Origin of the sequence: Corallococcus sp. AS-1-12 (assembly GCF_020036995.1) — a bacterium.
Lineage (GTDB): Bacteria > Myxococcota > Myxococcia > Myxococcales > Myxococcaceae > Corallococcus.
Window position 1 is genome coordinate 25,713 of sequence record NZ_JAIQDD010000002.1, and the last position, 12,045, is coordinate 37,757.

Genomic DNA, 12,045 nt, shown 5'->3' on the forward strand with positions numbered 1-12,045 from the left:
CTATCGCAAGTAGTATCTTGCTGGTGCTGATGGCCGGTGGTGCGGCGGCCCAGTCGCCGCTCACTGAGTCGCGGTACGTGGAGCAGGTGGTCGCCGCGAGCCTGGAGGCGCGTGTCGCCGACGCGGAGGCAGCGGTAGGACGGGCTGCGGCTGTGGGGGCCGGACGTTGGCCCAATCCGACACTGGAGTGGCAGCGTGAGAAGGCCACCTCCGGCGTGGCGGATGGGGCGAGCCAGGACATCGTGGGCGTTTCCATTCCCCTGGTGCTCTCTGGCCGTCTGGCCCTGGAGTCAGAGGCCGCTGGGCGCAGTGCCCAGGCCGTGGAGGCAAACCTTGCGCGGGCTCGGGGAGAACTGCGCCACGAGGCAGCCCGTTCCTTCGCCACGGCCCTGGCTGCACAGGAGCGACGGGCCATTTTCGAGGAGTCCTTGTCCGCCTTGCGGCGCCTGGCGGAAGCCATCGCTACGAGAGAGCGCGCGGGCGACGCCGCGGGCTATGACCGACTGCGCATCGACACGGAGACCGCCGCAGTGGAGGACGGGTTGAGTGGCGCTGTTCTCGAAGAGCGTCGGGCGCGGGCCGAGGTGCTGCGCTTGTTGGGGCCCGGGGTGAGTGTGCTGCCTCCGCTCGAGGGTCCCCTGGCTCCGGAACGCTCGCTGCCCGCCTCGAGCCAACTGCAGGCTGAATTGGAGGCCCGCCGTGCAGATGCGCGTGCGCTGGAGCTGGAGGCGCAAGGCGCGAAGTTGGCCCGCCAGGCGGCATCGCGTGGGTGGATTCCGGACCCTACGGTGAACGCTGGCATTCAACTCCTCGACGTGGGCCTGCCCGGGGCAGGAGGAGGGTACGTGGTGGGGCTCGCCATCCCGCTGCCCTTCTTCGAGCGGAGACAGGGGCAGGAGGCCCAAGCAGAAGCACGACAGCGGCTCTCCGAGGCCCGCCGCGCCGCGCTGCTGCACACCGCGCATTCCCGCCTCACCACGGTGTTGGAGGAGGTGGCGAGCCGGCGGGAGCGGCGCGTGAGGCAGCGCCAGGGCGTGCTCACCCGCGCGGAGGAACTGCGCCGCATCGCCCAGGTGGCCTACCGGGGTGGAAGCGCGGACCTCCTTGTCCTGGTGGATGCCGAGCGGACTGCCCGCGAGGCGCAGCTGACGGCAGTGGACCTGTCCCTCGGCGTCGCTGAGGGCGAAGCAGACCTCTTCCTTCTCTTGGGTGCCTGGGACGGCGCCGAACTTCGGAGTGTCCAGCCATGAGTCGCCTGCATCTTCTCTCCCTGGTCCTCGCGTCTGTCCTCGCGGTGTCCTGCAAGGAGCACGGTCATGACCACGAGGGGGAGGCCGCCCACGGCCACGACGAGGGTGGCGCGCATGGTGCCGCGGAGGCGGAGCGTCCGGACCTCTCCGTGACTGCCTATCAGGACGGCCTGGAGCTGTTCATGGAATACCCGGCGCTGGTGGTGGGGCAGCCTTCCGCGCTGGTGGCTCACTTCACAGACGCACGCGCCCCTGACGGCTTCAAGGTGGTGACGAAGGGGAAGGTGACGGCCGCCCTCCGCTACGCCGATGGCACCGAGGAGCGCTTCGTTGCCGAGAAGCTGTTGCGTGACGGCATCTTCAAGCCAGAGGTGCGTCCCACGAAATCAGGCCAAGCCACGCTCACCCTGCGGCTGGAGGGAGAGCAAGTCGCCGGGACGGTGGGGGCAGGCAAGGTGACGGTGTACCCCACCGTGGCCGCAGCCGTGTCTGCCGCTCCTCCCGAAGCGGTTGGTGAGTCTTCGGTTCCATTCCTCAAAGAGCAGCAGTGGAAGACGCAATATGCCACGGCGCCCGCTGAGGTGCGCGTCCTCCAGGGAGGCGTGCGCGCAAACGGCGAGTTGAAGCCGGTGGCGGGCCAGGCCGCGGAGCTGTCCGCGCCTGTAGCCGGGCGCATCCCCGTGGGCGGGCCGGTGCCGCACCTGGGGCAGGTGGTGAAGAAGGGCGAGGTGCTGGTGCGGGTGGTCCCCACCACGGTGGCAGGAGCGATGGACCTGGCTACCGTGGAGATGGAGGCCGCGCGGGCCCGGGCCGAGCAGGGGTTGGCGGAGCGCGAGGTGGCTCGGGCCGAGGAGATGTTCTCGGCGAAGGCGATCCCCGAGAAGCAGCTCGATGCTGCCCGGGTGGCGCGGGAAATGGCGATTGCGCGGGTGTCCGCGACAGAGCGCCAGCTCACCCTGTACCGCAGCACGCAGAGCGGGTCGGGCGGTGGGGTGGGCGGAGCCGCCTTCGAGTTGCGCTCTCCGTTGGACGGAGTGGTGTCCTTCGCGGAGGTGATGCCAGGCGCGGTGGTGGTCGCGGGGACGCGGCTCGTGTCCGTCATCAACCCCTCGCGACTGTGGCTGGAGGCGAAGGTGTACGAGGCGGACGCGCCGAAGGTGGAGCGCTCGCCCGGCGCGGCCTTCACGGTGGCGGGCTTCACGCGCGAGTTCACCGTGGATGAGAAGTCAGGCCGCCGCGTGGCGGTGGGTAGCGTCGTGGACTCGGCTACGCGCACAGTGCCCGTGCTCTTCGAGCTGCCCAACCCGGATGGCGCCCTCAAGCCGGGCATGTTCGCCAAGGTGACGCTCTTCACGGGCGAGACGGTGCGCGCGCTGGCCGTGCCGGAGGCAGCGGTGGTGGACGACAACGGGCGTCCCACTGTCTTCGTCATGGAGGGTGGTGAGTCCTTCTTCAAGCGCGTCATCCGCCCTGGAGTGCGCTCCGGCGGTTGGGTGCAGGTGCTGGACGGAGTCAAAGAGGGCGAGCGCGTCGTCTCGCGTGGCGCCTACGAGCTCAAGCTGTCTACCGCCACCGGGGCCATCCCGGAGCATGGCCACCAGCACTAAAGGCACGACGACGATGAATCGCCTCATTCGCTGGGCCATCGACAATCGATTGCTGGTGGTTGCCGCTTCCGTACTGCTGCTGGTGCTGGGCTTTCAGGTAGCCCGGAGCATGCCGGTGGACGTCTTCCCAGACCTCACTGCACCTACCGTGACTGTCCTCACCGAGGCCCATGGCCTGGCGCCCGAGGAGGTGGAGACGCTCGTCACGTTCCCCATCGAGACGGCCGTCAACGGCGCCACGGGTGTGCGCCGGGTGCGCTCGGCCTCGGGCGTGGGCATCTCCATCGTCTGGGTGGAGTTCGAGTGGGGGACGGACATCTACACGGCCCGGCAGGTGGTGAACGAGAAGCTCCAACTCGTCGCCGCGCAGCTCCCGCCGGACGTGCCCCCGCCCTCCATGGCGCCCATCTCCTCCGTCATGGGGGAAATCCTCTTCCTCTCCGTCTCCTGGCAGAAGGACGCGCTGGCGGCGGACGCGGCGGGCCGCGAGGCGCAGATGATGGAAGCGCGAGGGGCGGCGGATTGGGTGCTGCGCAAGCGCCTGCTGTCCGTTCCGGGCGTCTCCCAGGTGGTGCCGATTGGTGGGGTGGTGAAGCAGTACCAGGTCCTGCTGCGCCCGGAGGCATTGCAATCGCTCAATGTCTCCTTCGAGCAGGTGGCCACCGCCCTGCGCACGACGAACCACAACGCCTCCGGCGGCTTCTACGTGCAAGGCGGGCAGGAATACCTGCTGCGAGCCGTGGGGCGCGCCAAGGGTGTCGAGGACCTGGCGGGCACGGTTGTCACCGTCCGTGGGGGTGTGCCTATCACCGTGGGGCAGGTTGCCAACGTTCAAGTAGGGCCTCGCCTCAAGCGCGGGGAGGGCAGTGCCAACGCAGAGCCCGCCGTCATCCTCGCGGTGATGAAGCAGCCGGATGCCAATACGCTGGAGCTGACGGAGCGGCTGGACGCGGCGTTGGACGAGGTGCAGGCCACGTTGCCGCAGGGCATGGTGGTGGGCCGCAACATCTTCCGCCAGTCGGACTTCATCTCCGTTGCGGTGCGCAATGTGTCCGTGGCGCTGCGAGACGGGGCCATTCTCGTCGCGCTCATCCTGCTCGTCTTCCTGATGAACGCGCGGGCGACGTTCATCTCCCTCACCGCCATCCCCCTGTCACTGGTCGCCGCGGTGCTGGCGCTCAAGGTCATGGGTGTGACGCTCAACACCATGACGATTGGCGGCCTCACCATCGCCATCGGCGCTTTGGTGGACGACGCCATCATCGACGTGGAGAACGTCTTCCGGCGCCTGCGGGAGAATGCTCACCTGCCAGAAGGTCAGCGCCGTCCCGCCCTGGAGGTCATCTATCGGGCCTCGGTGGAAGTACGCCAGGCCATCGTCTTCGCCACCCTCATCATCATCCTCGTCTTCCTGCCGCTCTTCTTCCTGTCGGGACTCGAGGGGCGGATGCTGGCGCCGCTGGGCCTGGCGTACATCGTGGCCATCGCCGCTTCGCTGGTGGTGGCGGTAACGCTGACGCCCGCGCTGTGTGCGTACCTGCTGCCCAAGGCCAAGGCACTGGGCGCGGATGAGGGGCCGGTTCTGCGCTGGCTGAAGGAGCGCTATCGGCCGGTGCTGCTGTGGGCACTCTCACGGCCTCGCGCCATCCTCGCCGGGGCAGCGCTGGCGCTGCTTGCCACGCTGGCCGTTGTCCCGTTCCTCGGACGCTCCTTCCTCCCCGAGTTCAACGAGGGCACCCTCACGCTGAATGTCGTCACGCTGCCGGGTACGTCGCTGGAGGAGTCGGACAAACTGGGCCGACGGGTGGAGGAAGTGCTGCTGTCCTTTCCCGAGGTGGCATCTACCTCCAGGCGTACCGGCCGCGCTGAGCTGGACGAGCACGCGCAGGACGTCAACGCCGCTGAACTGGACGTAGGGCTGGACCTCTCGAAGGGAGAGCGGAGCAAGGAAGCGGTGCTGGAGGCGATGCGCAAGGCCCTGGCCCAGGTGCCCGGTGTCATCGTCACCATCGGCCAGCCACTGAGCCACCGCATCGACCACATGCTGTCGGGCACGCGGGCCAACATCGCATTGAAAATCTATGGCGATGACTTGGACCGACTGCGCACGCTGGCGGAGCAGGTGAAGAAGGTGGCCGAGGGCACCCCTGGCGCGGTGGACGTGGCGATTGAGCAGCAGGTGGACATCCCCGAGCTGGAGATTCGCATGGACCGGGATGCGGTCGCTCGCTACGGGCTCACCGCGGGCGAGGTGGCCGAGTCGGTGGAGCGGACCTTTGCCGGGGAGACAGTGGGCACCGTGCTGGAGGGACAGCGGGTGGTGGAAATCGCCGTGCGTTTGGATGACGCCTCGCGTGCGGACCTGGACGCTATCTCCTCCACGCTCATTGACACACCCAGCGGCCAACGCATCCCGTTGAAGATGCTGGCGAGCCTCACGCGCGAGTCAGGTCCCAACACCATCAGCCGCGAAGCCGTGCAGCGGAAGATGGTAGTGCAGGCCAACGTTGCGGGCCGAGACTTGACCTCGGTGGTGGACGAATTGCGGTCCCGCCTCACCCGCGAAGTGCCCATGCCGACTGGCTACTACGTGGACTACGGCGGCCAGTTCGAGAGCGCCGAGGAGGCCTCGCGGACCATTGGTTGGCTGAGCGTAGGGGTGGTGGTTGGCATATTCCTGCTGCTGGTGGTGGCCTTCGGCTCAGTGCGCAACTCGCTGCTCACGCTCATCAACCTCCCGCTGGCGCTCATCGGTGGTGTGGTGGCGGTGGCGCTCACCTCCGGCGTGGTGAGCGTGGCGTCGCTGGTGGGATTCATCACCTTATTTGGCATCGCCACGCGCAACGGCATCCTCATGGTGAGCCACTACGAGCACCTGATGAAGGAGGAAGGGAAGACGCTCGCCGAGGCCGTGGTGCAGGGCTCGCTGGAGCGGCTGGCGCCCGTGGTGATGACGGCACTGTGCGCGGGGCTGGCCCTGGTGCCGCTCGTCATCGCGGGTAACGAGCCGGGCAATGAGATTCAGGCGCCCATGGGCGTGGTCATCCTCGGGGGACTGCTGTCCTCCACCTTCCTCAACATGCTGGTGGTGCCAGTCCTCTTCCGGCGCTTCGGCCGGCCGCCCGCGCTCCCTGCCGCCTCAGAGCCCGTGGGGGGGTGAGCGGGTGCGGTTCGGTTGGCAGGCTTGGGGCTGTGGCCTGGTCCCATGGGCGAGGACGCGGACTTCAACGCTGCTTCGAATTCGCTCGGGCGGGGTGAGGGCCGGTGCCCCACCCTCAAGGCTGTTTGCAGTGCGCTTGGTGATTCCGGCGCCACCGCGCTTGCAGAGGAACTCGCTGGCCCCTTGCGCGCCTCGCTCACTCGCATTGACGCGGTGCCGAAGGTGGCTATGCCGCGCTCTTGACGCAGCGATTGAATGGGGGGAGGGACGGTCGGCCCCCTCATGGTCTGTTGCGAGGTTCGGCCCAGGTTTCGAAGTCGCGAGCGCCAGATAGACGCAGGCCTCAGTGTCCTGAGTGCTCGTGGCTTTCACCTTGCGCCGGCGGAGTGGGGGCTGGCTCGGCTCTCTTGGTATCGCCCTTCTGCTTTTCAGGGCCATTGGCGTGCGGCTTGCCGAACTTCACCAACTGCGCATGCACCTGTCCGTTGTTCATCTTCATGCCGTGGACGACGACGCGCTCACCTGCCTTGAGGTCGGCAGCGGTGACTGCCACGCCGCTCTTCTCGTAACGAGTGTTGGGGTCCGTCATCACCTCCTGCTGCTTCCCGTCGCTCGTTTCCACTACGAGAGTGTTCTGCTTCACCTCCTTCACTGTTCCCATGACGTGCGCCCCGTCCTTGCCGTGGGCGAGTGCTATGGCCGGCATCAGCAGGGCGAGGCTCAGTACGGTGAGGACGGTGAGGGGAGGACGATGGAGTTTAGTTCTCATGGCATTGCTCTCCTTGCGTAGTTGGGCGCTACTCCGCGTCGAGGAACTCGTCCTCCATGCGCTTCTCGTTGAACTCGTGCTGGGACTGGGGCATGGCGGCCTTTATTTCGTCGAACTCTTCCGGGCTGAGGCGCGGCAACGTGCGGATGAGCCCGACGAGAGCCCAGCTGTCGTTGTTGCCCACTTCGTCGTGGGCTTGCCCCCAGGCGGGCATACCCGTCAGGCGGATGCCGTTTTGGATGATCCAGTACAACTCGCCATCGCTCAGGTCTTGGGTCGGGGCCGCGCGCATGTCGGGGGCGCGTGGATAGAGCCCCTGCCCGATGGGGGTCTGTCCGCTGCCGTCCGCCGCGTGGCAGATGGCGCAGTGGTCACCCCAATGAGCACGTGCGTCGGCGAGCGCCTGCCACGGGACGGGAACGAGTGGATTGTTCACCTCCCGTGCGCCGGCAGGCATGCTGAGGCTCCGTGCCGCACGTGCCACCTTTGTTTCGAGCGCCGAGGGTTCGTCTCGGGCCGAGAAGCCGCGTCGCGCCATGGCCAGCCCATACACCCCGCCACCCACGCCCAGGGCGAGCGCCAGAGCGCCTATCACGGCCAGTCCTCCCACCACGTTGCGGCGCATGCTCACGGTAGCTTCTCCTCCTGAAGCTGGCGGGGGCGGTGGTCAGAGGTCGAGCCGCCTGAGCCGCAGGGCATTGGTGATGACGGAGACGGACGAGATGCTCATCGCCGCGCTGGCAATCATGGGGCTCAGCAGCAGACCGAAGAACGGGTAGAGGACCCCAGCGGCGATGGGGACGCCGAGCACGTTGTAGATGAACGCGAAGAAGAGGTTCTGGCGGATGTTGTGCACGGTACCGCGGCTGAGGTGCCGGGCGCGGACGATGCCGCGGAGGTCACCCTTCACCAGCGTGACAGCAGCGCTCTCCATCGCGATATCGGTGCCCGTGCCCATCGCGATGCCCACGTTGGCCTGGGCGAGCGCGGGCGCGTCATTTACGCCGTCTCCGGCCATGGCCACCACCTGCCCCTCGGCCTGCAGGCGCTTCACCAACGCGTTCTTTTCCTCGGGGCGCACCTCGGCATGAACTTCGTCAATGCCCAGGCGGTGGGCCACCGCTTCCGCCGTCGTCCGGCTGTCGCCGGTAAGCATCACGAGGCGCAGCCCGTCGGCCCGCAGCTGCTGTATGGCCTCGGGCGTGGTGGCCTTCACCGGGTCGGTCACGCCCAATAGCCCCGCAGGCTTGCCATCCACGGCGACGAACATCACCGTCTGGCCCTCCCGCCGCATGGACTCCGCCTTCTGCACGAGTCGCTCGGCGTCGATGCCGAGCCCCGCGAGGAGCCTGGCATTCCCCAGCGCCACCTGTGCACCGCCCACGTGGCCTGTCACTCCTTGGCCCGTCACGGACTTGAAGCCGGTGGCCTCCGTGAGGACGGCACCGCGCTCCTGTGCGCCTTTCACGATGGCGGACGCGAGCGGGTGCTCGCTCCCGCGCTCGATGCTGCCGGCCACGTGAAGCAGCCGCGCCTCGTCGAAGCCGGGGGCCGGCACCACCGTGGCGAGGCTTGGCCTGCCCTCCGTGAGCGTGCCCGTCTTGTCGACGATGAGAGTGTCCACCTTCGCCAACTCCTCGAGTGCCGACGCGTCTCGGATGAGGACGCCGACCTGCGCGCCGCGACCCATGCCCACCACAATGGAGATGGGCGTGGCCAGGCCCAGGGCGCACGGGCACGCGATGATGAGGACGGCCACCGCGTTGACCAGCGCGTGGGCGAGGCGGGGCTCCGGCCCCCACAGCCCCCAGACGAACGCCGTCAGGACGGCGATTCCCACCACTGCGGGCACGAACCAGCCGGAGACGGTGTCTGCGATGCGCTGGATAGGGGCCCGGCTGCGCTGGGCTTCGGCCACCCGCTGCACGATTTGTGAGAGGAGGGTGTCGCGGCCGACGCGCTCCGCCCGCATCACGAAGCTGCCCGTGCCATTGACAGTCGAGCCCGTCACCCGGCTATTGGGCGCCTTCTCGGAGGGAATGGGCTCACCCGTCACCATGGACTCGTCCACGGCGCTCTCGCCCTCCAGGACGATGCCATCCACGGGCACCTTCTCACCAGGGCGGACCCGGAGGCGGTCACCCACGTGGACCCGCTCCAGCGGCACGTCCTCTTCGCGCCCGTCCTCGCGCAGCAGCCGTGCCGTCTTCGGAGCCAGCCCGAGGAGCGCCTTCAAGGCTCCCGAGGTGGCATGACGAGCCCGGAGTTCCAGCACTTGGCCCAGCAGCACCAGAGTGGTGATGACCGCTGCGGCTTCAAAGTACACGGGCACGTGGCCCCCGTGGCCGATGAAGGAATGGGGCAGGAGGCCGGGGAAGAGGGTGGCGAAGACGCTGAAGCCGTAGGCCGCGCCCGTTCCCAGTGCAATCAGCGTGAACATGTTGAGGTGCCGGTTGCGTACCGACGCCCAACCCCGCTGAAAGAAGGGGAAGCCGCCCCACAGCACAACGGGCGTCGCCAGGGCGAGCTGCACCCAGGCCATGAGCGGCCCTGGAACGAGGCGCTGCACGGGCTGCCCGGGAATCATCTCGGACATACCCAGCACGAACAGGGGGAGCGAGAGGGCAAGGCTCACCCAGAAGCGCCGCCGCATATCGAGGTACTCCGGGTCCGGCGCTTCCTCAAGGGTGACAGTCCGTGGCTCAAGCGCCATGCCGCAAATGGGACACGTCCCGGGCTCGGGCCGAACAATCTCAGGGTGCATCGGGCAGACGTACTCGGTGCGTGTCTGGACGGCTGGCTGCTCGGGCTCCAGGGCCATTCCACACTTCGGACAGGTGCCCGGGTGGTCCTGCCGCACCTCCGGGTCCATCGGGCAGATGTACGCGGTGCCAGCAGGGGCAGGTGCCGGTGGCGGCTGGGTCTCGGGGGAGAGGTACTTCTGCGGCTCCGCCTTGAACTTCTCGCGGCACTTCGGGTTGCAGAAGAAGTAGGTGTGCCCCTCGTGCACGTGGCTACCGCCCTTCGCGGCATGGGGGTCCACGAACATCCCGCAGACGGGGTCCTTCACTTTGTCCTCCGGCAGGTGCGGAGGGTGGTGCCCGGCGTGGACATCTGGGGGGTGATGCGTCGTCATCGTCGCGCTTCCTTTCACCGGTGCTCACGAAGCACCCCATCCCCTCTTACAGTTCCGGGTGAATCTGGAGGCGGCCCACGGCTGCCCGCCCGCTTCGGAGGGATGCTCTCGATGAGGAGGCCTCCCCATCCCGGTAACAAGCAACCCGGAGGCCAGCCATGCCTGAGAGGTAAGTCCGCAATTCTGCTCAGGCGTACGCTTTCGCGGCGTAACCGGTGCTGTTACACCCTGATGAGGTCGGTCACACCCGGTTTGCGAACCCCGCGGGCGCGCTGGAACATGAGGGCATGTCCGAACCGCTCCGTTCCCTCATCTCTCGGTGGCGCGAAGACCCGGGCGGAACCTACCGCTCCTGGTTCCTCTGGGAGGAGCGCCTGAAGAACTTCCGCTCCATCCGCCGCGGCCTGGCCACGGTGGTGGAGGAGATCGAGAAGGGCACCTTCGGCAACGTGTACAAGGGCTCGTCCCTGGAGACCGTGGTGGGCTCGGTGTCCGAGCAGCGGCAGATCTTCAAGGGCGCGGACCACGCCTTTCTGTGGAAGCCCAAGCTGCGCATCCCGGACATCTACGAGTCCCCGGAGAACCAGCGCGCCTTCGGCCGCTTCCTGTCCGCGTGTGCCTGCTGTGGTGACGGTGAGGGGCTCGTGGCGGCCATCCGCGCCCTCGATGAGCGGAAAATCAAGGGGCTCGGGCCCGCCGCGGCGAACCTGCTCTACTTCCTGCATCCCACGCTGATGCCGCCGTTCAACACGGCCATCGTGAACGGCTACAACGCGCTCACCGGTGCGAAGGTGAAGCTGGGCAAGTGGGAGGAGTACCTCGCCATGCGCGAGGGCGTCCTCCGGCTCAATGCGACCCACCGCGAGTTGCTCTCCAATGACCTGGGCGCCGTGGGCGGGCTGCTCTTCGACATCGGCAGTGGCCGGTATGCGCCACCGCCCGGGGAGGAGGACGTCGAGGCGCGAGCTGCCTGGGAGGCGGACCTGGCCAAGGTGCGGACCGAGGCAGCGGGGGCACGCAAGGCCCGCGAGGCTGCCGAGGCCGAGGACCTCACCCACACCGAGGTCCAGGGCTGGCTGAGAGACCTGGGCGCCGCACTCGGTTACGACGTGTGGGTGGCCGCCAATGACCGCGGACGCCGCTGCGGCACGGGCCTGCTCGGAGATGGGTGCCTCGCGGAGCTGCCGTCAGTCGTGGCGACGGCACCAGGGGGCGAAGCGGTCCGTCTCATCGACGTGCTCTGGCTGGAGAAGGGACGCGCCGCGGTGGCCGCGGCGTTCGAGGTGGAGCACACGACGTCCATCTACTCCGGCATCGTGCGGCTGCTAGACTTGGCGCTGGGGGCCCCGGGCTCCGCCACGAGGGGCCTGTTCCTCGTCGCGCCAGACGGCCGCGAGGAGGATGTCCGGCAGCAACTCGCGCGCCCAGCCTTCCGCCGAGTCGCGGACCTCGACGTGCGCTACCTTCCCTACGGTGAGCTGGAGCGCCACCGCGAGGCGATGGGCCGCTTCGGGCAGGGGCTCAAGGCCGTGCAGGCGGTGGCTCGCCGCCTCCATCCGTGAGCGTGCCTCTCAGGAACACTACATTCCAGACCGAGACAGCACGCTGTCGTCAGCGCTGCTACTGACCGGGCGAGGCCGGTTGGCCCTGCTGCTGGGTGCCGCTTCCGCTCATGCAGCGCTGCATCCCCTGCGCCATGCGCTGAACTTCCTCGACTTGGCCGGCGTTCTTTGCGGTGAGCCGCAGAATGGCCCCTGTCGGCGTCTGCTCCACCTTCACGTCCGCCATTCCGCGCATGGAGCAGTTCATTCCCGCGCCGCCCATGCCCTGGCCCATCATGCCGCCACCCATCATTCCGCCGCCCATCATTTCGCAGGGACAGCCGGATTGCTGCTGCGCGGATGCGTCCGTCTGGCGCTCCGCCTTCGGCGCCTGACTGGTGCCTTGGGCTCCAGCGAGTGGTCCGAAGAGCAGTCCCGTGGTGATGAGCAGGCTGTACCCAAAATTCCTCATGGCATTTCCTCCCTGACTCGAGCTTCCCCAAAGAAAAGCTGCTGCCGGAGCTGGAGGATGGCTTGGCCGAGCCAAAGTGGGATGGCGGTGTAAGCGGTGGCTTGCCGCCT

Annotated in this window: 8 protein-coding genes; 4 read left to right on the top strand and 4 right to left on the bottom strand. The window is 67.9% G+C overall.

Annotated features, from left to right (window positions below; translation table 11 throughout):
* Nucleotides 1-23 precede the first annotated feature (23 nt).
* Genes K8556_RS02450 through K8556_RS02460 form a run of 3 tightly spaced genes read left to right on the top strand, consistent with a single transcriptional unit; the run spans nt 24 to nt 6,017 of the window.
* A complete protein-coding gene (locus K8556_RS02450) occupies nt 24-1,250 on the top strand; it encodes a TolC family protein (protein WP_223738807.1) in 1,227 nt (408 codons plus the stop codon).
* A complete protein-coding gene (locus K8556_RS02455) occupies nt 1,247-2,857 on the top strand; it encodes an efflux RND transporter periplasmic adaptor subunit (RefSeq protein WP_223738416.1) in 1,611 nt (536 codons plus the stop codon). Before K8556_RS02450 ends, K8556_RS02455 begins: the two co-directional genes overlap by 4 nt.
* A gap of 13 nt (nt 2,858-2,870) precedes the next feature.
* Entirely contained in the window at nt 2,871-6,017 is a 3,147-nt protein-coding gene (locus K8556_RS02460; RefSeq protein ID WP_223738417.1) for an efflux RND transporter permease subunit, read from the top strand.
* A 343-nt stretch (nt 6,018-6,360) separates the two neighbouring features.
* Here K8556_RS02460 and K8556_RS02465 read toward each other — a convergent pair whose 3' ends face one another.
* Genes K8556_RS02465 through K8556_RS02475 form a run of 3 tightly spaced genes read right to left on the bottom strand, consistent with a single transcriptional unit; the run spans nt 6,361 to nt 9,922 of the window.
* Entirely contained in the window at nt 6,361-6,786 is a 426-nt protein-coding gene (locus K8556_RS02465) for a DUF5666 domain-containing protein (protein WP_223738418.1), read from the bottom strand.
* Between the two features lie 28 nt (nt 6,787-6,814).
* Entirely contained in the window at nt 6,815-7,411 is a 597-nt protein-coding gene (locus K8556_RS02470) for a c-type cytochrome (protein WP_223738808.1), read from the bottom strand.
* 42 nt (nt 7,412-7,453) lie between these two features.
* Nucleotides 7,454-9,922, bottom strand: a complete 2,469-nt coding sequence (locus K8556_RS02475; RefSeq protein WP_223738419.1) for a heavy metal translocating P-type ATPase — start codon at nt 9,920-9,922, stop codon at nt 7,454-7,456.
* A gap of 287 nt (nt 9,923-10,209) precedes the next feature.
* Here K8556_RS02475 and K8556_RS02480 point away from each other — a divergent pair, with 287 nt between their 5' ends.
* Complete coding sequence (locus K8556_RS02480) at nt 10,210-11,484, top strand: type II restriction endonuclease (protein ID WP_223738420.1); 1,275 nt, start codon at nt 10,210-10,212, stop codon at nt 11,482-11,484.
* A 58-nt stretch (nt 11,485-11,542) separates the two neighbouring features.
* Here K8556_RS02480 and K8556_RS02485 read toward each other — a convergent pair whose 3' ends face one another.
* Complete coding sequence (locus tag K8556_RS02485; RefSeq protein WP_223738421.1) at nt 11,543-11,776, bottom strand: hypothetical protein; 234 nt, start codon at nt 11,774-11,776, stop codon at nt 11,543-11,545.
* Nucleotides 11,777-12,045: the final 269 nt, after the last annotated feature.

Bases quoted from the DNA above. Each gene is read 5' to 3' on its own strand.
- K8556_RS02455 (WP_223738416.1), top strand. From the start codon at position 1,247: ATGAGTCGCCTGCATCTTCTCTCCCTGGTCCTCGCGTCTGTCCTCGCG.
- K8556_RS02460 (WP_223738417.1), top strand. From the start codon at position 2,871: ATGAATCGCCTCATTCGCTGGGCCATCGACAATCGATTGCTGGTGGTT.
- K8556_RS02465 (WP_223738418.1), bottom strand. From the start codon at position 6,786: ATGAGAACTAAACTCCATCGTCCTCCCCTCACCGTCCTCACCGTACTG.
- K8556_RS02470 (WP_223738808.1), bottom strand. From the start codon at position 7,411: ATGCGCCGCAACGTGGTGGGAGGACTGGCCGTGATAGGCGCTCTGGCG.
- K8556_RS02475 (WP_223738419.1), bottom strand. From the start codon at position 9,922: ATGACGACGCATCACCCCCCAGATGTCCACGCCGGGCACCACCCTCCG.
- K8556_RS02480 (WP_223738420.1), top strand. From the start codon at position 10,210: ATGTCCGAACCGCTCCGTTCCCTCATCTCTCGGTGGCGCGAAGACCCG.
- K8556_RS02485 (WP_223738421.1), bottom strand. From the start codon at position 11,776: ATGATGGGTGGCGGCATGATGGGCCAGGGCATGGGCGGCGCGGGAATG.